The sequence below is a fragment of the Alteromonas sp. AWQ4_252 genome, from assembly GCF_056158205.1.
Window position 1 is genome coordinate 2,030,460 of sequence record NZ_JBSWSV010000001.1, and the last position, 23,428, is coordinate 2,053,887.

Sequence of the window (23,428 nt, forward strand, 5' to 3'; positions counted from 1 at the left end):
TCTACTCCTGATTCATAATTTGTTTAACGATTTCGTCGCCAACCTGAGACGTGGTGGACGCTTCACTGCGTTTGTCCTCAGGTAATAGCTCGCCTGTTAATACACCGGCTTCTAAGGTGGCCACTACGGCTTTTTCAATAGCGTCTGCTGCTTCTTGCAGGTTGAGGCTAAAGCGCAGCATCATAGCCGCAGACAGTACTTGCGCAATGGGGTTGGCAATACCTTGTCCGGCAATATCCGGCGCAGAGCCTCCGGCAGGCTCATACAAGCCAAAGCCATCTTCATTCATACTTGCTGAAGCTAACAGACCCATAGAGCCTGTCATCATCGCGCATTCGTCTGAAATGATGTCGCCAAACAGGTTGGAGCAGAGCATTACGTCAAACTGAGCGGGGTTTTTCATTACTTGCATAGTGGCATTGTCGATGTAAATATGTTCCAGTTCCACATCGGGATAATCTTTCGCGACTTCCTCAGTAACTTCACGCCACAGTCTGCTGCACACTAATACATTAGCTTTGTCTACAGAGGTGACCTTTCCTCTGCGCTTTTGTGCTGCTTCGAAAGCTGATACTGCGATACGTCTGATTTCCCGCTTCGAGTAGCGCATAGTGTCAAAAGCAAATTCCTCTTCACCTTCGCCGTCTCTGCCTTTAGGCTGACCAAAATAAATGCCACTGGTTAACTCGCGAACTACCAGAACGTCAACACCACTTGCAGCGATGTCAGCGCGAAGAGGAGATAGCCCTTCAAGGCCCGGGTAAATTTTAGCAGGTCTGAGATTGCTGAATAAATCAAAGTGACTGCGAAGGGTCAACAGTGCGGCCCGTTCAGGACGCTTTTCAAGCGGCAATGAATCCCATTTTGGGCCACCAATTGAACCAAATAAAATGGCGTCAGCGGCTTCACACCCTTGCAGGGTTTTGGCTGGCAACGCTTCCCCTTCAGTATCAATGGCGTAACCTCCAACAGGATAAGCCGTGCGATTGAATGTAACATCAAACTTAGTTTCAATGGCATTCAAGACCTTATCGGCCTCCTGCATGACTTCCGGACCGATGCCGTCGCCGGCCAGTACGGCAATGTTAAATTCGCTCATTTATACTCCTGCTACGCGTTCTTGTTGATTCTTTTGCTCATCGATTTGATCAGCAACATGGGTATTGTTTAATACGAAGATCAGGGCTTTGACTCCTGCTTCTACGATGTCGGTGGCCAAGCCAATCCCGTGGAAACGGCGGCCTTTGTACTCGGCAATGACGCCTACCTGGGCCAGGGCATCTGCGCCTTCGCCTTTCGAGTCCAGCTTGAAGTCCACGACCTCTAAATCTTCGTGACCTAAAATGGAGATAATCGCGTTGAACGCCGCATCTACCGGACCATTACCAATGGCAGTTTGCGTTACCGTGTCGTCGCCAACCTTTAGTTTTACTGTGGCACTTGGAATAATTTCACGGCCGGAATTAGCTTGTAAATAAGCCAGTTGATAATAGGCTTCTTCGTGTTTCTGTTGATCGAAAAACAGCAAAGCTTCCAAATCGTAATCGTAAACCTGGCCTTTCTTGTCTGCCAGGGCCAAAAATGCGCTGTACACTGCTTCTAAATCGTAATCGTCAGCCTTGTAACCCAGTTCAGTTAACCGATGTTTAATCACATGGCGACCTGAACGAGACGTGAGATTCAGATTGTTTTTGTTTATGCCGACACTTTCAGGCGTCATGATTTCATAGGTGTTTTGTGCTTTTAACACGCCATCCTGGTGAATACCGGATGAATGGCTAAATGCGTTAGCACCAACAATCGCTTTGTTGGACTGAACTGGCATATTACACAACTGACTGACTAATTTTGAGGTACGGAAAATTTCAGTTGAATTGATATTGGTTTGCATGCCCAACATAGCTTCGCGGGTTTGCAAAATCATAGCAATTTCTTCCAGTGAGCAGTTGCCCGCCCGTTCGCCGATACCGTTAATAGTACATTCTACCTGACGGGCGCCTTGCTCAACAGCGGCCAGTGAATTGGCAACAGCCAGTCCCAAATCGTTATGACAATGTACTGAAATAGTGGCTTTGTCGATATTGGGCACTCGGTTAAACAGGTTGCCGATAATGCCACCGAATTCAGTGGGTGTGGTGTAACCCACAGTATCAGGGATGTTTACTGTCGTTGCTCCGGCATTAATAGCGGCTTCTACCATTCTGCACAGGTAATCGATGTGGGTCCGTCCGGCGTCTTCGCAGGAAAACTCCACGTCATCGGTGTACTTTCTGGTGTGTTTAACTGCAGCTACAGCCATTTCTACCACTTCGTCCTGGGACTTTCTCAGCTTTGCACCTACGTGGATTTCAGACGTGGCAATGAAGGTGTGAATGCGAAATTGTTCAGCCACACTCAGTGCTTGTCCGCAAGCGTCGATATCTTTTGGTAATGCCCGTGACAACCCGCACACCACACTGTTTTTTATTTCCTTTGCAATCATCTGCACCGATTTGAAATCACCGGGTGAGGATACGGGAAAGCCGGCTTCGATGATATCTACGCCCAGCCTTTCTAGCGCCAGGGCGATCTGAAGCTTTTCTTTGGCACTCAAACTGGCGGGCAGTGCCTGCTCGCCGTCGCGCAATGTAGTATCAAAGATTTTTACCTGATTCGTCATGGCTGTGTACTCGTGATGTTTAGTTAAAAAAAAACCCGTGCAGTGCACGGGTTTATGGAGATTCCTATAACTGGATGCAATCTACCCGTGCAGTCTTGCTGCCGTGAGGAGTAGAAAAGTAAGTAGCAAATTATGCATCATTTTAACGTAATTTTTGCCGTCCAGTTGATAGGTGACAATGTAACCATCTACGGCGCTCAGGTCAACCCTTCATTGCCAGGATAAACAGAAAAAATGGTTATATTTATCCTATGCAGTGGAAGCTTTAACAGTAGGAAGGATAAATTTTTTCCAGTTAATGGTGGTTGATAGCAATAACTCTCTCAGAGTAATAGCCCGAGGCGATAATTTTCCCTTGTGATTCCATCGGTGCCCACAACACGCGGCAGCCATAATAACTTTGGTAGGTTTAACAAGCACAGCCTCTGTTTTTTCACTTTTGCCCAAGCTGACACCGTCAAAGGTAAACCAGCCATATTTGTTAAGGTGCAGTGTTTCATTGTCAAACTGTACTTTGTCGATTGAATCCAGTTCGATATGCTCTTCGCCAAATTGGGTTAAATAAACCGGTACCGGCAAGCCGTAACCTGCGTGTTGGGAAAACCATGTCGTGTTGATGTCGGCACGCCATTTTCTCGCCGGGCACCGAGAGGTCTGTTTGTAGCGCCATGAACCATTGTGACTGTCTACGTCCAGTGGGGTAGGGTTACGCGCTAAGTAGTGAGCAGCCCGTTGTACCCTGTGCGGCAAGGCTTGCAAACGCAGTTTTAACGCTGAAACGTGGGAAATAGTTGAATGAGACAGTACTTGCAATTCCCTTTCGTAAAGGGCGTTACATATTTCAGTGTAGTGCGGCGCGAGATCAGCAGCATCTGAAGCAGCAAAAAAAGTAGTTTGGCTGGAAGAGGCTTCTGATGGGGACGACATAACAACAAATGATGACAAAAGATGAAACTAAGGTAGCACTAAAAACAACGGGTAGCCAGAGCTACCCGTTGATGCGTCATTATTGACCTTTAATTTCGCTGCGACCGCGGTAAACCGCCTTGTCACCCAGCGCTTGCTCAATGCGAAGCAACTGATTGTACTTGGCTACGCGGTCTGAACGACACAGTGAGCCAGTTTTGATTTGGCCAGCAGCCGTACCCACTGCTAAATCGGCAATGGTGGCATCTTCTGTTTCGCCAGAACGGTGAGAGATAACCGCTGTAAAGCCAGCATCTTTCGCCATTTTAATCGCGTTAAGCGTTTCTGTTAAAGAACCAATTTGGTTGAACTTGATAAGGATCGAGTTACCAATACCGTTTTCGATACCACGAGAAAGAATTTTCGTGTTAGTTACGAAAAGGTCGTCACCAACCAATTGTACTTTATCACCGATCTTCTTAGTCAGGCTTTCCCAGCCGTCCCAATCACTCTCATCCAAGCCATCTTCAATAGAGACGATTGGGTATTGATTGGTCAGTTCAGCCAGGTAATCACCAAAGCCTTCTGAGTCAAAAGATTTGTCTTCACCTGACAGCACGTATTGACCGTCTTTGTAGAATTCAGATGCAGCACAATCAAGTGCCAAGGTGATATCTTCGTTCATTTTGTAGCCGGCTTTTTCTACGGCTTCAACAATAACTGCAAGCGCTTCTGCATTGGAGCTCAGGTTTGGCGCAAAACCACCTTCGTCACCAACGGCTGTGTTTAAGCCTTTTGCTGACAACACTTTTTTCAGGTTGTGAAAAATTTCAGCACCCATACGCAGGGCTTCTTTAAAGCTCTTGGCACCAACAGGCTGAACCATGAATTCCTGGATGTCTACGTTGTTATCTGCATGCTCACCACCGTTGATGATGTTCATCATAGGCACTGGCATGGAATATTGACCTGAGGTACCGTTTAGGTCTGCAATGTGCTCGTAAAGGGCAACACCTTTTTCAATAGCAGCCGCTTTGGCTACAGCCAGAGAGACAGCTAAGATCGCGTTCGCGCCTAACTTTTCTTTGTTCTCTGTGCCATCCAGCTCAAGCATTTTGTTATCAACGTCAGTTTGAGCCAGCGGGTCCATACCCGCCAGGGCTGGTGCAATAACGTCATTTACTGCGCCAACGGCTTTTTCTACACCTTTACCCATATAGCGGCTCTTATCACCGTCACGCAGTTCCAGTGCTTCACGGGAACCTGTAGAAGCACCAGAAGGCGCAGCAGCGCGACCCATAGCACCTGAATCGAGATAAACGTCCGCTTCTACCGTAGGGTTACCACGGGAGTCCAGGATTTCGCGTCCAACAATGCGAGCAATTTTCGCCATTTTTTTTCCTCAACGTTTGTGTTTGCGGCAACGGGAGAATGCCGCGAACTATTAGAATCAGTGATTTTCTTTCTGGTATTTACCGGCTGCTTCTACAAATCCGGTAAATAACGGGTGACCGTCTCTGGGTGTAGACGTAAATTCCGGGTGGAACTGACCGGCTACAAACCATGGATGGTCTGGGATTTCGATAACTTCTACAAGTCGTTTATCGGTGGACAAACCACTTACTTTCAATCCGGCACCTTCGATTTGATCCCGCAAATTGTTATTTACTTCATAACGGTGACGGTGACGTTCGTAAATTTCTTCACTACCGTAAATAGCATGAACTTTACTGCCAGGGATCAAGTGACACAGCTGGCTGCCTAAACGCATAGTACCACCGAGATCTGATGTAGCGTCGCGCTGTTCAGTAGAGCCATCTGCGTCGAGCCATTCTGTAATAAGACCCACAACAGGATACGGGGTATCCGGATTAAATTCAGTACTGTTGGCGTTTTCCATGCCAGCAACGTTACGGGCGAATTCAATAAGCGCTACTTGCATGCCGAGGCAAATACCTAAATAAGGCACTTTTTTTTCTCTGGCATAACGGGCAGCAGCAATCTTGCCTTCAATACCGCGTTCACCAAACCCTCCGGGAACCAGGATGGCATCTAAGTGCTCGAGGATCTGAGTGCCTTTGGTTTCCACATCCTGTGAATCAACATAGTGTATATTTACCGTTAAGCGATTTTTCAAACCGGCGTGTTTCAGCGCTTCGTTAACTGACTTGTAAGCATCGGGCAATTCGACGTATTTTCCAATCATCCCAATATTAACTTCTGCGGTAGGATTCGATTCTGCATACAGAACCTGTTCCCATTCTGTTAAGTCTGCTTCTTTGCAATCTAAGCGGAAGCGATCGACAACCAGTTGGTCCATACCCTGCGCTTTAAGTGCAGCTGGAATGCGATAGATGCTGTCTACGTCTTTCAGGCTAATAACCGCTTTGTCGGCAACATTGGTAAAAAGGGCGATTTTAGATCGTTCAGTTGCCGGCAGGGCACCAACAGAACGGCACACCAGAATATCGGGTTGAATACCAATAGAGCGTAACTCTTTAACGGAGTGCTGGGTTGGTTTCGTTTTCACCTCGCCGGAGGCAGGCATGTAAGGTACCAGTGTTAAATGCATAAACATGGCGCGATCGCGGCCAACTTCTGTACCCAACTGCCTGATGGCCTCAAGAAACGGTTGAGATTCGATGTCACCTACTGTTCCACCCACTTCAACGATGGCAACATCGTGCCCTTCAGCACCATCAATAACGCGGCGCTTAATTTCATTAGTGATATGGGGAATAACCTGAATAGTGGCGCCGAGATAATCGCCACGTCGTTCCCGACGAAGCACTTCTTCGTATACCCGTCCGGTGGTGAAGTTATTGCGTTTTGTCATGCGTGTGCGAATAAAGCGCTCGTAGTGACCTAAATCCAGGTCGGTTTCTGCTCCATCGTCAGTGACAAATACTTCTCCGTGTTGGATTGGGCTCATAGTACCTGGATCGACGTTGATGTATGGATCCAGTTTTAACATCGTAACGGTGAGACCACGCGCTTCAAGAATGGCTGCCAAAGAAGCGGCAGCAATACCTTTACCTAGCGATGATACGACACCACCGGTGACGAAAATATAATTTGTCATGCGAAACCTAAGGCGTTGGATTGTATGGCTAATGTGTTGAGAGAGACAGAAATAATCTCAACACTTGGACGGCGCAATAGTATAGCGAAAGAACGTCAGGCAAACAATCTGTTTGCCTGTGTTACCGGGCGCTTTCCTCTCACGCCTTTGAATTCTCGTAAATTCTCGTTAAAAACAGCGCTGCCAATGACGCTTCGTTGGGATTAATCACCGCTATATCACCTCGTTAAACGCTCAATTAACACTTAGTCGCTTGAGGGTATAAATCAAGTCCAATGCTTGCCTGGGTGACAGTTCGTCAGGAGATAAATTGCGAAGGGCATCTCTCAACGGATCTGGCATGTCGGTAAACGTCATCTCAGACTGTCCCTGAGCAACTTCGTTACTTTGTGGAACCGGACTTTGATTTTCTGCGACAGAGGTATGGCGCTCGCGGTTCTCCAATTCGTGAAGTTTTGCTTTTGCCGCCTGAATAACCGGCCGGGGAACACCGGCGAGTTGTGCTACCTGCAAGCCATAGCTTTTACTTGCCGCACCGGTTTCCACACGGTGCATGAAGCGAATATTGTCTTCATGTTCGACGGCATCCAAATGTACGTTAACTACCCCGTCTTCTGTGTCTGCCAACTGGGTAAGTTCAAAATAGTGGGTAGCAAAAAGCGTGTACGCGTTAATTTCCCTGGCAAGGAAGCACGCACAGGACCAGGCCAGGGACAAACCATCATATGTACTGGTGCCCCGTCCTATTTCATCCATAAGCACCAATGAGTATTCTGTTGCATTGTGCAAAATATTCGCGGTTTCTGTCATTTCCACCATAAAGGTGGAGCGGCCGGAGGCGAGATCGTCAGATGCGCCAATGCGGGTGAAGATTCTATCGACCCGACCTATCTTCGCTCTTTGTGCAGGTACGTAACTACCAAGGTAGGCCATAAGCACAATTAGGGCTGTTTGACGCATATATGTTGATTTACCGCCCATATTCGGCCCGGTGATAACCAGCATTCGCTGTTCGGGACTAAGCTGTACGGGGTTGGCGATAAAAGGGTCATCCATCACGTGCTCTACTACCAGGTGACGACCTGCATCATAATCAATTTCTTTGCCATCAGTTAGTTCAGGGCAGTGCAAATCCAGTGCGATAGCCCGTTCAGCAAAACATTGGATGACATCCAGTTTAGCCAGATTTTCTGCCGTATTGATTAGCGCGCTTAAATGAGGAGCAAAGGCGTCAAATAAGGCTTCGTAAAGCTGTTTTTCCAGCGCCAGTGCACGGCTTTGGCTGGTGAGTACTTTGTCTTCGTGCTCTTTGAGTTCGGGCGTGATGTAGCGTTCAGTATTTTTCAGCGTTTGTCTGCGAATGTAGTCGGCCGGAGCGCTGGCACTGTTGGCTCTGCTCAATTCAATAAAAAAGCCGTGCACCTTGTTATAACCCACTTTTAAAGTAGATACGCCGGTACGCTCCCGTTCACGTAATTCCAGTGCTGTGAGGTAGTCTGTTGCACCCTGTGACAATGCCCGAAGTTCATCGAGTTCCTCATTAAACCCTTGCGCAATAACACCGCCGTCCCGGAGCACGACAGGCGGGTTGTCGACAATTGCCTGATTGAGTAACGTTTGTAAGTCGGGGTACTGACCTATACCCGAGGCTACATTGTTGAGTAGCTCGTCGTTATAACCGGTGAGAACAGGCATCAAGTCAGGCAATTCGTTAAACGCATTACGCAATCTGGAAAAATCCCTGGGACGGGCCGTACGCAGGGCCAGCCTTGCCATGATTCGCTCAATATCGCCAATGCGTTTTAGCGCTTCGGTGATGTCCTCGCTACCATTTTCTATGAGCGCGGCGATGGCGCGCTGACGGCCCGTGAGTTCGTAGTGGTCAGTGACAGGAGCGTGCAGATAACGCTGTAACAACCTACTGCCCATGGCTGTTGCGGTGGTATCCAGCACGCTGAACAAAGTATTGTCGATGCCTCCGGATAAGTTCTGTGTCAGCTCCAGGTTACGCCTGGTTGCTGCGTCCAGTTGTATACGGGTTTCTTGTTGTTCTTTGTGAATGCTGCGGATGTGGGGTAAGGCAGTTCGCTGGGTATCTTTTACGTATTGCAGTACGCAGCCTGCCGCGCCGATGGCTTTATCAAGCCCTTTAATGCCAAACCCTTCCAAAGACGCGGTGCCAAACTGTGAAGTGAGTTGTTCTGTGGCACCTTGCGGGTCAAATTCCCACTCTGGTCGACGTCGTAAGCCTTTGCGCTTTTCAATGAGAGGGAGACTCTCAAACCCCTCGGGATAGAGTAGTTCTGCTGGGTTCAAACGCTGCAATTCGGCTAATAAATGTTCGTCTGTTTCGCATTCCAATACTAAAAAACGACCACTGCTAATATCCAGCGTTGCCAATCCGTATTGCATACTATGGCCACACACTGCAGCCAGCAGGTTGTCTCTTCGTTCTTCCAGCAGGGCTTCATCAGTAACGGTCCCTGGAGTAACGATACGCTGGACCTGGCGCTCCACTGGCCCTTTGCTGGTAGCTGGGTCGCCTACCTGTTCACATATGGCCACAGATTCGCCCATTTTTACCAGTCTTGCCAGATAGCTTTCCACTGCGTGATAAGGTACGCCAGCCATAGGAATGGGCTCGCCACCGGATTTGCCCCTGGCGGTAAGTGAAATATCAAGCAGATGAGCTGCTTTTTTCGCATCGTCATAAAACAGCTCGTAAAAATCGCCCATGCGATAAAAAAGCAGGATAGATGGGTGTTGCGCTTTTATGGCCAGATATTGGCGCATCATGGGCGTATGTGATTCCAAGGAAACCTCTTTACTAAATTGGTACAGATGAGTGCGAGAGAGTCATGAATGCGGTTTACACCAAAGCATTTTCCCGCGCCTACGCCTATTTTCCGGTACAATGCTCCGGCATACAACACTGGAGTAATATTTAAATCCGTATCGGCGAGCCGATTGGGAAATGGTACACTCCATTATAATCTCAGGAGAGTATTATTGATATGAGCGCAGATATTTCAACTGTTTCCGTGGACGGATTCTTACACAAACAAATTTTGGCCCTGGGAGAGGTACTTCGGGAACGCAAAGCTTCTGTTTCCTGTGCAGAATCCTGCACCGGTGGTGGAATAGCCTTCGCTTTTACATCTGTGGCTGGTAGCTCAGATTGGTTTAATCAATCCTGGGTGACGTATTCAAATGAAGCTAAGCACATTCAACTAGGAGTGAAACATTCAACACTCAACGCTGAGGGTGCTGTCTCAGAGCAAACCGTACTGGAAATGGTGGCAGGTGTAACTGCACGCTCGGGCGCAAACGTGGCTGTTTCGGTTAGCGGCATTGCCGGGCCGGGTGGTGGTTCACAAGAAAAGCCCGTGGGTACGGTGTGGTTTGGTTTCGACGTGTTTTCGGAAACGTTGGCAGTAAAACAAGTTTTCAGTGGCAACCGGGAGGAAGTGAGATATAAGGCGATTTGTTTTGCCATCGACTTTCTGTACCAACGTCTTGTTGTGAAGCCGCTGTAAATCATTCACATTGAAAGCTACTACACAGTGATGTCTTTTTCAGTTGAGTTCTGAAGTAAACAGGAAAAACACAAAATGCACTTGACTGTATGCTTATACAGTATAGAATGCATTCAATATTAATTCATAACGCTTGGTAAATAAACCGTTGTACGTGCCTCAACTATACGCACGTGTGAATTCAGGTTTGTGGCATGAGCAGTCATTATCTTGAGGATAATATCGTGGACGATAACAGATCAAAAGCACTTTCCGCCGCCGTTGGGCAAATTGAGAAGCAATTTGGTAAAGGTGCCATCATGCGCTTGGGCGACAACCAGGCCATGGATATTGAAGCGATTTCAACAGGCTCACTGAGTATCGACGTTGCGCTGGGTATAGGCGGTCTGCCTTGCGGACGAGTTGTTGAAATTTATGGGCCAGAGTCATCTGGTAAAACTACGCTTACACTACAGGTAATTGCTTCGGCTCAGAAAAAGGGAAAGACTTGTGCGTTCGTCGATGCTGAACACGCCCTTGACCCTGTCTATGCTGAGAAACTGGGTGTCAACATTGATGACTTGCTGGTTTCACAGCCAGACACGGGGGAGCAAGCTCTCGAAATCTGTGACATGCTGGTGCGCTCAGGTGCCGTAGATGTAGTTATTGTAGACTCGGTTGCTGCTCTTACACCGAAAGCAGAAATTGAAGGTGAGATGGGCGACTCTCACGTTGGTTTGCAAGCGCGTTTAATGTCACAGGCGCTGCGTAAACTTACGGCAAACATTAAGAAGTCAAACACGCTTTGTATCTTCATTAACCAAATTCGTATGAAGATTGGTGTTATGTTTGGTAACCCAGAAACCACCACAGGTGGTAATGCCCTTAAATTTTACTCTTCAGTTCGCTTGGATATTCGCCGTATTGGCGCGGTAAAAGAGGGCGATGAAGTGGTGGGTAACGAAACCCGGGTAAAAGTCGTTAAAAACAAAGTTGCACCACCGTTTAAACAGGCTGAATTTATGATCCGTTACGGTGAAGGGATAAGCAAAGAAGCAGAGCTTATCGATTTAGGTGTGAAGCAGAAACTTGTAGATAAAGCCGGTGCCTGGTATAGCTACAACGGTGATCGCATTGGTCAGGGTAAAGCCAATGTAATGAAGTTTCTAAAAGATAACCCGGATATTGCCAATGATATCGAAACCAAATTGCGCGCTGAATTGTTACTGAGTAAATCTGTAAAAGAAGAAGATGCTCAGGGTGAGTCGGAAGAGACGCTCTAAAAACTAGCCGCGCTAACAAAAATATATAAGCCCGCTTCACAGACTGTGAAAGCGGGTTTTTTTATATCTTTTGAGGTAGCTGCCCACTCTCTTCCCAACCCGCTGGCGTTTTTCCTTGCAACACATAACTGTAGGCAATGAGTTCTGCGATGATGTAATAAAGTGATTCTGGGATCTCCTGCCCCAAATCCAGGGTTGCCAGCATCTCGCTTAAATATGGATCTTCGTGGATGAGTATACCTGCGTCCTGTGCAGACTGGATAATTGCCTCAGCTAAATCACCGTAGCCTTTCGACACGACCTTCGGGGCGCTTTTCTTATCGCCGCTACCGTACCTTAGTCCGATAGCTCTGCGGGTCTTATCACTCATACCATTGCCTCAAAAAGTTGATAAGGCGCATCTTTTAGCAACCCTTTTAATTGCCCACGTTGGCATGTGTGTCCTTCTATCTCTACACCAAGCTGGTTTAAACGTCGCAATAAGTAGGGCAGGGTATCGTAGACTTTGTGTAGCAAGGGGTCGGTGGAAGCATAAATATCAAGTTTTAACTTTTCTCCGTCAATACGGCTCTTAGCCAGCAATTCACCCAACTCTCCGATATCAAGTTTCATGGTTAAGTGCCAAACTCGACCCTTCTGCGTAGATTTTGAATTTTCATGCTCCCGTTTTTCTTCGGTTCGAAACAATAATTCTGGCGCTTTGTTTTCGTCACGGGTGATGGGAAGTACGTAGTAAAAACTCTCAGTTCCCTGTGTTCGGTTTTCTGCGCCTTGTATTTTTTGTTGCTGATGGTTGGCGAGTAGTGTTTTTACATGCTTGAGGATTTGGGTTCTTTGGTCGAGTGCGGCCATATCACTGGCAACTCTGGACGGAGATTGCCCCGCAACTGACGTACCTATGGTTTTTGCGATCACTGATTCAGGTTTATCAATAATGGCTGACAAGCCAGATTGATTTCGTAATGCTCGCCCTGTGAGGCCAAGTTGTAAAATTGACACCAAAGCACCAAGGAAATCGGAGTTTGAGGGCGGAGCTAAAATGGCCGTAGGTGTGGTGACCAGCGAATGGGCTGTTAGCACCTGTTTAATGGTATTTGCCAATGCATCTGGTGTCGCTGGAGCCGAACTTTCTGCAGAAGCGACATTTTGAGTTGCAGATGAGGGCGGCTTTACAGCAGTGAGGGGGCCAACGGCTATTTTGTTTAACCACTGTTGAGTAATGCTGGTCGTTGCTGGAGCATGAGTGGAATGAGTTCGCAAAATCTGCACTAATTTACCCAGTGCTTCATTGGTAGAACCTGTTTCGGCTAAAAGCTGCCTGGAAAGCTGGCGGATCTTTTCCTGAACAACGGGAATATCACTGTGACTAATCTTACTGGAGCTCTTTACTTCGCTATCCAGGCGCGGGGTATTATTGGTAGTAGGGGTTGCAGGTATACTTTCAGGGGGAACTTGGCCGCTTTTGCTGTGATGCTCCATCGAAGCAGGCGTTTTTACAGCATCATTACTAATTGTGGGGGCGTGAACCTGTGAAGTGGACGAGTTAGAAGACTGTGCCTGCGCGCTAGAAGGCACAGCATTGCTGGATGCGACGGCGGTAGCTGGAAGCGGCTGCAGAGAAATTGCTTTCGCTTGTGGTACTTTATTTAAAATAGACACGACACGTTCTGGCAACGTCAGTTTTGCTATATTCAAGGTGTCGACTGGCTGTGGAGCTACTGGGAACTGGAGTACCGGGCGACTTTGAACCCCCTGTACACTTAACTGTGCATTTTTTAATGTCATCGAGGCGCTGACAATCGCAGGTTGCCGTGGTTGTGCTGGAAGAAGCACATCAGAGACATGCTTTGGTGGCGCCCCCTCAATTTTAATTCCCTCAGTACCGAGCCCCTTTACCAACGCAAGCTTAACCAAGGGAGATGTTATCTGAACTGCAGACTGAAGAGTGTGCTTGGGCGGGATACTGCTAATTGTGACTGGCCAGTTTTTTTGATTTTGTTGAAATTCAGGCGCCTGTATGTGAACCTTTATTTTCTCTTGCGAAGAAAAAAGAGGGGTGTTGTTCGGTGTTGGTATCGTGACAGTAGGAGAGCCTGGTAATTGCAGAGAAACGGAAAGTCTCTGCGAACTTGCCTGTTCAACCACACCGTGAAGGTACAGTCCTTTTGATAAAGTCGGACTTTGTATACTTGCAAGGGTGATGGCGTCAGCCAGGGTTCTCACCAGTCGCTGAACATCAGCTTGATTCAGTGTCGTAGTTTGCTTTATTGGTAAAAAGTCAAACAGCGTGACAGATGAGCCGGTTTTCCCAATTGAGAAAGTAGCAGACTCTTTCAGAGATAGCTGACCCTGGGTTTGCACAGATAGCGTTTGTGGTGATGCTGGTTCTGAAGGCACCTGAATGTGTACCGAATTACCGCTCTGGGCAACCGATACACGGGTTTGCAACAATGACGTCAGCAGAGGAGAAACCGCTTTTTGTTTAATCAGGTCTTCAGTTGAGGCCTTGTCAGGGCTCGTCAGCAATGCTGCAATCTGTGTATTCATATCAACCATATCGGCAGCCTCGGTGAAAACTCAACGTCGTATTGTTTGAGCGCCTTTTATTTGACTTTGTTTGTTTTGAACTAAATCATAAAAAAGTTTAATAGCATGACGGGTTTGATGCGATTCCCAGCGCCTATGGTAGAATGCCATCGATAACTTTTCACAAAGTATTAATAATCATAAGGGTAGTCGGTGCTGGAAGCCAGACATCTTAGCTGTATAAAGAAAGATCGCGTTCTGTTTGACGGGCTTTCGCTACAACTACGGGAAAGTGAACTGATGTATTTGCGGGGGCCCAATGGTGCCGGTAAAACCAGTTTGCTTCGCATTCTGTCAGGATTGGCTCAGCCCGCAAGTGGCGATGTTACCTGGCGGGGCAAGCCGTTGGATTTGCCGTGGTATCGGGAAATGATTTATGTTGGTCATAAATCCGGGGTTAATGGCACGCTGACCGCACTTGAAAATTTACGATTTTGGTGTTGCCAACACGCAGTCAACGTATCTGATGCACATATTCTGGATGTTTTGTCAGTGCTCGAATTAGTTGGTTTAGAGGATATGCCTTGCCGTATGTTGTCTGCCGGCCAGCAGCGAAGAGTTGCGTTGGCAAAATTGTGGCTAAAACCAGCCACCGTATGGCTGTTGGATGAACCCTTTACCGCACTGGACGTTGAGGGCGTTTTGCAACTTGAGCAGGTAATGTGTCAGCATGTGAAAGCCGGTGGTGCAATCCTGGCCACGTCCCATCAGCCATTGTCGGCCGTTGCCGGACCTTTGACTTTTTTCGATTTGGAGTACCGAATTTGAGTGGTGTAACGCAGGGCGTTCTTCGGCGGGAACTGGCTCTGGCATTCAGGCAAAGAGCGGAGCTATTACAGCCCTTGATGTTTCTGTTAATGGTGGTGACCTTGTTTCCCCTCGGGGTTGGGCCGGGTTCTGAGACGCTTCAGCGGATAGGGCCTGGTGTAATATGGATTGCAGCTATTCTTTCGTCACTCATGGGTATGGAACGCCTCTTCCGTGACGATTTTCAGGACGGTTCACTTGAACAACTTCAGGTGTCTGGTATCCCTCTTTACATCGTCGCCTTAGTAAAGGTGTTAAGCCACTGGCTGGTGACGTTTCTGCCACTGTTGTTATTGTCACCACTGTTAGCCATGTTTTTGAATCTGACATTCGACATGTACAAGGCACTCATACTGACGCTTTTACTCGGTACCCCGTTATTATCATTGATTGGCGCAATAGCGGTGGGGCTGACCGTGGGCCTTCAACGAGGTAGTGTTTTGCTTGCACTTTTATTGATCCCCGTATTTATTCCTTTATTGATTTTCGCCACCTCTGCCGTGGACGCTGCTGCCTTGCAGTTACCTTATCGCAGCCAGGTTGCTATTATCGGTGCCATGCTCTTATTTGCACTGGCGGCGGCACCGTCGGCCATCGCGTATTCGTTAAAAGTGAGTCAAAACTGATGTGGAAATGGATGCATCCTTACGCTAAACCAGAAAGGGCTTATGCCCTGTGTCAAACCTTGTTGCCCTGGTTTTGGAGTCTTGCTTTAACGTGCCTTGTTGTAGGTTCTGTTTGGGGGTTGGCATTTGCACCTCAGGATTATCAACAAGGAGATTCGTTTCGGATCATTTACATTCATGTACCAAGTGCCATGCTTTCGATGAGTACCTATGTTGCCATGGCGGTTGCCGCGCTGGTGGGCATGGTTTGGCAATGGCGCACAGCTTACATGGCAATGATAGCGATGGCTCCCGTGGGTGCGGTCATGACATTAATCGCTCTGTTTACAGGGGCTGCATGGGGGAAACCCATGTGGGGTACCTGGTGGGAATGGGACGCAAGGCTAACTTCCGAACTTATTTTGTTGTTTTTGTATCTGGGCGTTATCGCTCTTTACGGTGCTTTTGAAGATAAATTACAAGCAGGCAAAGCCGCCGGTGTTATGTCATTGGTAGGCGTGGTGAATATCCCTATTATTCACTTTTCAGTAGAGTGGTGGAATACCTTGCACCAAGGTGCCACCATTACCAAGTTTGATAAACCATCCATGGCCCCTGAAATGCTATGGCCATTATTGATAAACATTGTCGGGTTTGCCTGCTTTATTGGGGCAGTCACGCTTATGCGAATGAAAAACGAAATAGTACGCAGAGAATTGCATCGTCCCTGGGTACAACACCTCGTAAGCGAAAAGGAGCCTGGTAATGCAGTTTGATTCGATGGCAGACTTTTTGGCAATGGGTGGGTATGGCTTTTACGTTTGGCTTTCCTTTGGCTTTACAGGAATGAGCTTGTTGGCTATTGTCGTGCAGACAATACTGGCGCAACGAACCCTTAAAAATCAAATTAGCGCGGAAACACAGCGTAGAAAGCGCATTCAACACGCTGAAAATAAACGCGCAAACCATGTCTCTATTCCTTCCGTTCCAGACAAGGCAGAAAAATGAATCCACGTAGAAAGCAACGACTTATGGCCGTCGGTTTTATTGGTGTTTTACTCACCGGAGCGGTGTCTCTTATGTTGTTCGCGTTGTCAGATAGCATCGATCTTTTCTATACACCTTCTCAAATCGTCGACGGCAGGGACGGAAAAAAACCTGATATCGGCCAGCGGCTTCGCATAGGAGGTATGGTTGTACCCGGCAGTGTAGTCAGAGATTCAGAAACCCTGGCTGTCAGTTTTGACTTAGTCGATACGGGCCCCACTGTCACTGTTCAGTACACGGGAATTTTGCCAGATTTATTCCGTGAAGGTCAGGGAATTGTGGCAACCGGAGTGTTAACGGAAAAGACGGTAATCAAAGCTCAGGAAGTACTGGCTAAACACGATGAGGAATACATGCCGCCAGAACTTGCAGAACAAATGAAGGGGATAAAACACGTAAAGCCTGAGCAACCGGGAGTTTAACATGATACCCGAGCTTGGAAATGTATCTCTGACACTGGCATTACTTTGCGCTATTTTACTGGCTGTTTACCCTATGTGGGGAGCACACATAAATCATCGCCTTCTGATGGGGACAGCGAAACCGCTGGCGGCGGGGATGTTTGTATTTACTCTTATTGCATTTGTCGCGCTGATTTACGCATTTTTAACTGATGATTTCAGTGTGGTTTATGTGGCACAGCATTCAAACAGCAAACTTCCAGATTATTATAAAGTGACTGCTGTGTGGGGTGGCCATGAAGGCTCATTTTTGCTTTGGGTACTCATGTTGTCAGTATGGACTGCATCTGTTGCTGTATTTAGCAAAGGGATCCCAGACGAGATGGTATCAAGAGTGCTGTCTGTACTAGGGGTTATTGCTATCGGCTTTTACCTGTTTATGTTGCTGACTTCAAACCCATTTGACACCATGCTGCCATTTTTTCCTGTTGATGGCAGAGACCTCAATCCCTTACTACAAGACTTTGGCATGATTATCCATCCTCCCATGCTGTATATGGGGTATGTAGGGTTTTCTGTCGCTTTTGCGTTTGCCGTGTCAGCGTTAATTTCAGGCAAGCTCGATTCTACATGGGCTCGATGGTCTCGGCCCTGGGTTATTGCAGCCTGGGCGTTTCTGACCTTGGGAATTGCACTGGGTAGTTGGTGGGCCTATTACGAACTTGGCTGGGGCGGCTGGTGGTTTTGGGATCCTGTTGAAAACGCCTCCTTTATGCCCTGGCTGGTTGGTACAGCTCTTATTCATTCGTTAGCTGTTACCGAAAAGCGCAAAGTATTCAAGTCCTGGACGGTTTTACTGGCTATCGCGGCCTTTTCCCTGAGTTTGCTCGGTACTTTTCTGGTGCGTTCCGGGGTTATTGTATCTGTGCATTCATTTGCCAGTGACCCCTCCCGAGGATTGTTTATTCTTGGGATCCTGGTGGTACTCAGTGGAACGGCGTTACTTTTGTACGCCTTGCGCGCCTCTGAATTGAGATCGCCAGGGCGTTACAGTACATTTTCAAGGGAAGTGCTGTTGATTGGCAACAACGTTTTTTTGTGTGCAGCTACCATTGTCGTGTTACTTGGTACCTTGCTGCCGTTAGTGCACAAAGAACTCGGTCTGGGCTCTATTTCTATTGGCGCCCCCTTCTTCAATCAAATGTTTACACTGCTGATCGTCCCGTTCGTATTTATGCTTGGAATTGGTCCGTTGACACGCTGGAAGCAGCAGTCGGCGCAAGCTATGAGTAAACAGTTCTGGACTGCCCTGGGGTTGAGTATTTCTGCAGGCGTACTCATTAATTTTAGCTATGATGAGCCTACCTACATGGCCGCACTGGGACTGGTTCTCGCTGCCTGGGTTTTAATCACAACCGTACAAGAAGTCATGCAGCGTATTGATGCGCTTCCCGATGCCAGTGTCATATCAAAACTTACCCGTTTGACGCCAAGCCACTGGGGAATGGTGCTGGGCCACATTGGCTTTGCTGTTACCCTTATTGGCATAACCTTAGTGTCTAATTATGAATTGGAACGAGATATTCGAATGGCGCCGGGTGAGCGTGCTGAATTGGGCGGTTATACCTTTCACTTCACTGGTGTTAAACCATTTAAAGGGCCAAATTATACTGCGGATGTTGGTGTGTTTGACGTTTATCAAGACGGTGAGAAAATTATCCACTTGGAGCCAGAAAAGCGATTGTATACCGTGCAGAGAATGCCGATGACGGAAGCCGGAATACACTCTACTTTGTTCCGAGATTTGTTTATTGCACTAGGTGAGCCCTTAGACGATGGTGCATGGGCAGTTCGGGTATATATCAAACCCTTTGTTATTTGGATTTGGGGCGGAGCGGCAATTATGTCCCTCGGCGGACTGTGTTCCTTGTCTGATAAACGCTACAGAATGGCCAAACTCAAGGCTGTGAAGAAAGCCGTTACCCCTTTTGTTAGCGCGGAAAGTTAAGAGAATTTATGAAAAAAACGTGGTTGTTTGTAATCCCAGTATCAGCTTTCCTCATAGTAGTCATTTTTCTTTTTATGGGGCTGTTTTCGAATCCCAGACAAATGGATTCTCAAGCGGATGGAAAGCCATTACCTGACTTTTCTTTACCAGATTTAATGGCCCCGGATACAATGTACACGCCGGAGAGTCTTAAGGGTGAAGTTACAATACTGAATGTGTGGGGGGTGTGGTGCGTAACCTGTGCCGTTGAGATGCCTTATTTGACGAGGTTACGCCAGGATGCAGGTGTACGGTTTGTTGGTTTGTACTTCGATCAGGATCTAGACCCTGACTTTGGTACCAAGACGCTTACCCGGGTACAACAGGAAGTCACGGATATGTTGAGCCGATACGGCAACCCCTATGAATACAATATTTTTGATGTTTTTCGGGAGACATCCTTAGATTTGGGTGTCACAGGAGCACCAGAGCACTTTTTGATAGACCATCGCGGTGTCGTTCGTATGCATCATATCGGTGATATTAACCAACGGGTATGGGAAAGCAAAATCGAACCTGTATATCGCGCCCTTCTCAAAGAAAAAGAGGGACAGTAGATCATGTCGATACAAAAACTACTGAGCGTGTTTGTACTCACTTTGTATTTTGCCTTTACTCCGGTATATGGCGTTGAAGATAATTTTTCTTTCGATGACCCAGCACAGCGAGCACTGTTCCTGGAGCTTACCGCGTCACTGCGTTGCCCGATGTGCCAAAATCAGAACATCGCTGATTCCGATGCCATGATCGCCCACGACATGCGCAGGAAAGTGTACGCCTTACTCAAAGACGGCAAAAGTGAGCAGGAAGTGATTGATTACATGAAAGCCCGCTATGGAGACTTTGTTTATTATCAGCCTCCGTTAAATGCTGCGACCCTATGGTTATGGGCCCTGCCAGTCCTGTTTATTGGGTTTGTGGCTGTTTATATCCTGAAGAAACCCAGGAAAATTGAGGTGGAAAATCGGGATGAGAAACTTAAAAAAGCAGAAGCGCTGCTCAAGCAGGACGATTTATGAGCTGGCAAGGTTTTGTTATAGCGGTGTCCGGGTTTCTTACCCTGGTCGTTTTTTTGGTTGCTTTACCCTGGTTACGTAAGCGTTCAGTCAGTGCAAGGGATGTGTTGACGAATACGAAAATCATCAGGCAACGCCTGGATGAACTGGCGCGTGAGGTAAGAGAAGGAATCATTAGTGAGGAGGACGAAAAAGCTGCCAGTGAGGAACTCAAACTCGCCTTGTTAGATGAAGTGGCCGAAAGTGAAAAACAGACCGGTCAGAAAGCCTCGCTCCCTCTGATTTTCGGAGGTATTTTGTCAGTAGCTGTGGTTCTGACGGTTTATGCCAAAGTAAATCATATCGAACAGGTAAAAGGGGCTGAGCAAGCGATTGAAGCATTGCCTGCTTTAAGCGAAAAGCTTTCCTCCCCAGAAGCATCGTCGTTTTCAAATAAAGATATTGCAGATCTAACCTATGCTATACGGAGCCGTCTTCGAAGTGATCCTGATGATGCCACGGGATGGATGTTTTTGGCTCGTCTATGGTTGTCTGTAGGACAGGACGCGCAAGCTGTGCAGGCAATTGAAAAAGCGCTTGTGCTTAAACCGGACGATACCACAATAAGGATCACCTACGCGCAGACCCTCATGGTAACTAACGATGAGGGGCAAATGACTAAAGCTCAGTCTGTATTGCAAGGTTTGTTGGCAAGCAGCCCACAAAACGATAATCTCGCCCTAATGATGGCGGTGGTATCAGCAAGATTAGGCGACCTGGCTAATACGACCCGCTACTTTGAACAAGTTAAAGACAAATTGCCTGCGGAAAATGAAACACGTCTGGGGTTGGAGCAACGGATATCAGTACTTAGCCAACAAAGAGACGCGTTGCCTGAGGCAGAAAATACGACTGCCAACACTGGCTTTGAGATAACTGTCACAATTGATGAAGGGGTAAGTGATAAACTCCCCGGCGAAGGTTATCTGATTGTCTATGCGCAGGACGCTAACAGCCAAAATAGAATGCCGGCTGCGGTGGTCAAAATTCCGTTACAAAAATTTCCTGTTACTCTAACGCTGAACAATGATAATGCAATGATGCCTGGGTATACGTTGGCCACACTTTCGCAGGCTAAGTTGACGGCACGGGTGTCGTCTGATGAAGACGTTATGCCCACTGCGGGTGACCTTCAAGGCGTGATTTCAGTTCCGGTGAAACCGGGAGAAACCAGTCAGTATTCAATTATCATTAGTAAGGAAGTGCTTTGAACACATTGTCCAGATTTTGCATTACCAGTCTCATCCTGTTGACGACAGTGTTGTCCGGTTGTGCCAGTCAACAGGCTCAACGAGTTGAACAAGGGAAGGGGGATTTATATCAGGGAGACCCGAAAGATCCTCTTGAACCTGTAAACCGCGTAGTCTGGGATTTTAACTGGGAGGTATTGGATCAGTATGTTTTACGTCCGGTTACTATAGGTTATGTCACGGTTATACCTCAATTTGCCCGTACGGGTTTAGTGAACGCTGCTAATAACCTGGAAGAACCTGGGAATATGTTTAACAACTTTTTTCAGGGCAAAATAGACGCTGGTCTGGATAGCTTAGCCAGGTTCGTCATCAATTCCACAGTGGGTTTATTAGGCACCATTGATGTGGCAGGAAAGATGGGAATTGAGCAAAAGCGGGAAAACTTTGGCGAAGTATTAGGTTCGTGGGGCGTGGAAACCGGACCATTCCTTATGCTTCCGGCACTTGGGCCAAATGATCCTCGTTCTCTTGGTGGCCGTTTCGTCGATAACGTTTATTATCCCATGGCCATTCTGGATGGAACTACCAATGTGGTTAGGTTTACCGTTAATATTTTAGAGGGCAGGGCGGCGCTCATCGATCAAGAGACACAACTGGAGCAAGCCATTGACGATTATACCTTCGTTAAGAATGCCTATTTTCAGAATCTTGAATTTCGGGTTACCGATGGTAAAAGTGGCGATAGCGTTATTGAAGAAGAGGAACTCGATGATTTCTCTGAATTTGAGTCTATGCTAGACGACATAGACACTACGCAAGAGTAATAACAAAAAAAAGGGGCCGAAATGGCCCTTTTCTCTTTTCGCAAAAGCTTAAGCGTTATAACCCATTGGGTTGTTCGACTGCCAGTGCCAAACGTCTTTACACATATCTTCTAATGTTTTAACGGCATTCCAGTTTAGCTCTGTCGCTGCCAGTGTTGGGTCGGCATAGCAAGCTGCAACGTCGCCACTCCGCCTTGGAGCAATTTTATAGTTGATGGTTTGCCCTGACGCGGACTCAAAAGCTTTTATCATTTCAAGCACTGAGTAGCCCTGGCCAGTGCCCAGATTGTATACATCCAGGCCCATGTTCAAGGCTAGTCTGTCGAGTGCCTTAAGGTGTCCGTTAGCCAAGTCGACTACATGGATATAATCGCGAACTCCAGTGCCGTCTGGCGTATCGTAATCGTCTCCGAAAACACTAAGTTGGGCTAATTTACCAGTAGCAACCTGAGAAATATAAGGCATTAGATTATTGGGAATGCCATTGGGATCTTCGCCAATTTGCCCTGAGTGGTGGGCTCCAACCGGATTGAAATATCGCAGTAGTACGATATTCCAGCTCTCATCTGACTTATGCAGATCGGTTAGCATATGCTCGACCATGAGTTTTGACATGCCGTATGGATTAGTAGGTTGTCCCGTCGCCATTTTTTCGTGAAGGGGTAATGAGACCGGGTCGCCATATACAGTGGCAGAGGAACTGAACACGAGATTTTTCACGCCGTGTTGTCGCATCGCTTTACACAACGTCAGCGTACCGTAAACGTTGTTTTCATAGTATTCCAACGGCTTCTCTACTGACTCGCCTACTGCTTTTAAGCCTGCAAAGTGGATGACAGCATCAATTGAATGTTTGCTAAAAACACTGTCTAAAACAGTGGTATCTCTTATGTCACCTTGCACAAAGGTAACAGATTTACCGGTGATCTTTTCAACACGTCGTAGTGATTCTGCACTGGCATTTACCAGATTATCTAATACGACTACGGAAAAGTCTTGCTCAAGCAGTTGTAAAACAGTATGGCTGCCAATGTATCCGGCGCCGCCAGTTACCAAAACGGTTTTCATTGTCTCTCCTTAGATAAGACCTGAGGTACGTATTTCGCGCACAATGTATATTGAATGGGCTTTATAATAAGCGGGTAGAACAACACGATTACCAAAACCCAGAGCAATGCATGCCAGTGAGTAAACGTTCTTATTACCAACGCGAACACCGGCACAATAACGAGTAATTTTAGTATATTTAGGAGTGTTTTTTCGGGCACAGTTAACTTAGTTGCGGCAAGTTCAAGAATACGAACCCGCTCACTTAGAGGAAGCTCTTCGAGCCCCGGAATATTTCTTGTGGAAAAGTAAAATGCCATAGCTGCCTTAAATACAAAAAAACCGGTGTAAAGGTTAAACGTTTACACCGG

Annotated in this window: 23 protein-coding genes; 13 read left to right on the top strand and 10 right to left on the bottom strand. The window is 47.3% G+C overall.

Features of this window, described 5'->3' with window-relative positions:
• Position 1: 1 nt before the first annotated feature.
• The 5 genes from leuB to ACXACM_RS08965 all read right to left on the bottom strand — a co-directional run bounded on the left by leuB (position 2) and on the right by ACXACM_RS08965 (position 6,647).
• A complete protein-coding gene (gene leuB, locus ACXACM_RS08945; protein WP_474821190.1) occupies positions 2-1,099 on the bottom strand; it encodes a 3-isopropylmalate dehydrogenase in 1,098 nt (365 codons plus the stop codon).
• Positions 1,100-2,659 (bottom strand): 2-isopropylmalate synthase, encoded by a 1,560-nt coding sequence (leuA, locus tag ACXACM_RS08950; protein WP_474821192.1) that lies wholly within the window; start codon positions 2,657-2,659, stop codon positions 1,100-1,102.
• Positions 2,660-2,908: 249 nt separating this feature from the next.
• Positions 2,909-3,604: a hypothetical protein gene (locus ACXACM_RS08955; protein WP_474821194.1), complete on the bottom strand. Its 696-nt coding sequence runs from the start codon at positions 3,602-3,604 to the stop codon at positions 2,909-2,911.
• Positions 3,605-3,665: 61 nt separating this feature from the next.
• The gene (gene eno / locus ACXACM_RS08960) at positions 3,666-4,958 is read right to left on the bottom strand and encodes a phosphopyruvate hydratase (RefSeq protein ID WP_474821196.1); all 1,293 of its coding nucleotides are present in this window, start codon (positions 4,956-4,958) and stop codon (positions 3,666-3,668) included.
• A gap of 57 nt (positions 4,959-5,015) precedes the next feature.
• Positions 5,016-6,647 (bottom strand): CTP synthase, encoded by a 1,632-nt coding sequence (locus ACXACM_RS08965; protein WP_474821197.1) that lies wholly within the window; start codon positions 6,645-6,647, stop codon positions 5,016-5,018.
• Between the two features lie 24 nt (positions 6,648-6,671).
• On the opposite strand from ACXACM_RS08965, the gene ACXACM_RS08970 reads away from it, so the two are divergent.
• Complete coding sequence (locus ACXACM_RS08970; protein WP_474821198.1) at positions 6,672-6,854, top strand: hypothetical protein; 183 nt, start codon at positions 6,672-6,674, stop codon at positions 6,852-6,854.
• 27 nt (positions 6,855-6,881) lie between these two features.
• Here ACXACM_RS08970 and mutS read toward each other — a convergent pair whose 3' ends face one another.
• On the bottom strand, positions 6,882-9,443 hold the full coding sequence (mutS, locus tag ACXACM_RS08975) for a DNA mismatch repair protein MutS (protein ID WP_474824285.1): 2,562 nt from the start codon (positions 9,441-9,443) through the stop codon (positions 6,882-6,884).
• 218 nt (positions 9,444-9,661) lie between these two features.
• Between mutS and ACXACM_RS08980 the strand changes: the two genes are divergently transcribed.
• Both ACXACM_RS08980 and recA read left to right on the top strand, forming a co-directional pair.
• Positions 9,662-10,183: a CinA family protein gene (locus tag ACXACM_RS08980; RefSeq protein WP_474821200.1), complete on the top strand. Its 522-nt coding sequence runs from the start codon at positions 9,662-9,664 to the stop codon at positions 10,181-10,183.
• Positions 10,184-10,407: 224 nt separating this feature from the next.
• The gene (recA, locus tag ACXACM_RS08985) at positions 10,408-11,445 is read left to right on the top strand and encodes a recombinase RecA (protein ID WP_474821201.1); all 1,038 of its coding nucleotides are present in this window, start codon (positions 10,408-10,410) and stop codon (positions 11,443-11,445) included.
• A 61-nt stretch (positions 11,446-11,506) separates the two neighbouring features.
• Here recA and ACXACM_RS08990 read toward each other — a convergent pair whose 3' ends face one another.
• Together ACXACM_RS08990 and fliK are read right to left on the bottom strand one after the other, a co-directional pair.
• Entirely contained in the window at positions 11,507-11,815 is a 309-nt protein-coding gene (locus tag ACXACM_RS08990; protein ID WP_474821202.1) for an EscU/YscU/HrcU family type III secretion system export apparatus switch protein, read from the bottom strand.
• Positions 11,812-14,001, bottom strand: a complete 2,190-nt coding sequence (gene fliK, locus ACXACM_RS08995) for a flagellar hook-length control protein FliK (protein ID WP_474821203.1) — start codon at positions 13,999-14,001, stop codon at positions 11,812-11,814. Before fliK ends, ACXACM_RS08990 begins: the two co-directional genes overlap by 4 nt.
• Before the next feature lie 183 nt (positions 14,002-14,184).
• Between fliK and ccmA the strand changes: the two genes are divergently transcribed.
• From ccmA to ACXACM_RS09045, 10 genes are read left to right on the top strand one after another with little or no spacing between them, the layout of a single operon-like run.
• On the top strand, positions 14,185-14,799 hold the full coding sequence (gene ccmA, locus ACXACM_RS09000; RefSeq protein ID WP_474821205.1) for a cytochrome c biogenesis heme-transporting ATPase CcmA: 615 nt from the start codon (positions 14,185-14,187) through the stop codon (positions 14,797-14,799).
• Positions 14,796-15,464 (top strand): heme exporter protein CcmB, encoded by a 669-nt coding sequence (gene ccmB, locus ACXACM_RS09005; RefSeq protein ID WP_474821206.1) that lies wholly within the window; start codon positions 14,796-14,798, stop codon positions 15,462-15,464. The genes ccmA and ccmB overlap by 4 nt, the downstream gene beginning before the upstream one ends.
• Positions 15,464-16,219 (top strand): heme ABC transporter permease, encoded by a 756-nt coding sequence (locus ACXACM_RS09010; RefSeq protein ID WP_474821207.1) that lies wholly within the window; start codon positions 15,464-15,466, stop codon positions 16,217-16,219. The genes ccmB and ACXACM_RS09010 overlap by 1 nt, the downstream gene beginning before the upstream one ends.
• Entirely contained in the window at positions 16,209-16,451 is a 243-nt protein-coding gene (gene ccmD, locus ACXACM_RS09015; RefSeq protein ID WP_474821209.1) for a heme exporter protein CcmD, read from the top strand. The genes ACXACM_RS09010 and ccmD overlap by 11 nt, the downstream gene beginning before the upstream one ends.
• Positions 16,448-16,912 carry a cytochrome c maturation protein CcmE gene (gene ccmE, locus ACXACM_RS09020; RefSeq protein ID WP_474821211.1) on the top strand — a complete coding sequence of 155 codons (465 nt, stop codon included), beginning with the start codon at positions 16,448-16,450 and terminating at the stop codon, positions 16,910-16,912. The genes ccmD and ccmE overlap by 4 nt, the downstream gene beginning before the upstream one ends.
• Before the next feature lies 1 nt (position 16,913).
• Positions 16,914-18,899: a heme lyase CcmF/NrfE family subunit gene (locus tag ACXACM_RS09025; RefSeq protein ID WP_474821212.1), complete on the top strand. Its 1,986-nt coding sequence runs from the start codon at positions 16,914-16,916 to the stop codon at positions 18,897-18,899.
• A gap of 8 nt (positions 18,900-18,907) precedes the next feature.
• Positions 18,908-19,495, top strand: coding sequence for a redoxin family protein (locus ACXACM_RS09030; RefSeq protein WP_474821213.1), 588 nt, complete (start codon positions 18,908-18,910; stop codon positions 19,493-19,495).
• A gap of 3 nt (positions 19,496-19,498) precedes the next feature.
• Positions 19,499-19,957 (top strand): cytochrome c-type biogenesis protein, encoded by a 459-nt coding sequence (locus ACXACM_RS09035; protein ID WP_474821214.1) that lies wholly within the window; start codon positions 19,499-19,501, stop codon positions 19,955-19,957.
• On the top strand, positions 19,954-21,204 hold the full coding sequence (ccmI, locus tag ACXACM_RS09040; protein ID WP_474821215.1) for a c-type cytochrome biogenesis protein CcmI: 1,251 nt from the start codon (positions 19,954-19,956) through the stop codon (positions 21,202-21,204). The genes ACXACM_RS09035 and ccmI overlap by 4 nt, the downstream gene beginning before the upstream one ends.
• On the top strand, positions 21,201-22,010 hold the full coding sequence (locus ACXACM_RS09045; protein WP_474821217.1) for an MlaA family lipoprotein: 810 nt from the start codon (positions 21,201-21,203) through the stop codon (positions 22,008-22,010). The genes ccmI and ACXACM_RS09045 overlap by 4 nt, the downstream gene beginning before the upstream one ends.
• A 48-nt stretch (positions 22,011-22,058) precedes the next feature.
• On the opposite strand, the gene galE is transcribed toward ACXACM_RS09045, so the two are convergent.
• Positions 22,059-23,078 carry a UDP-glucose 4-epimerase GalE gene (gene galE / locus ACXACM_RS09050; RefSeq protein ID WP_474821218.1) on the bottom strand — a complete coding sequence of 340 codons (1,020 nt, stop codon included), beginning with the start codon at positions 23,076-23,078 and terminating at the stop codon, positions 22,059-22,061.
• Positions 23,075-23,377, bottom strand: coding sequence for a DUF6170 family protein (locus tag ACXACM_RS09055; protein ID WP_474821220.1), 303 nt, complete (start codon positions 23,375-23,377; stop codon positions 23,075-23,077). Before ACXACM_RS09055 ends, galE begins: the two co-directional genes overlap by 4 nt.
• Positions 23,378-23,428: the final 51 nt, after the last annotated feature.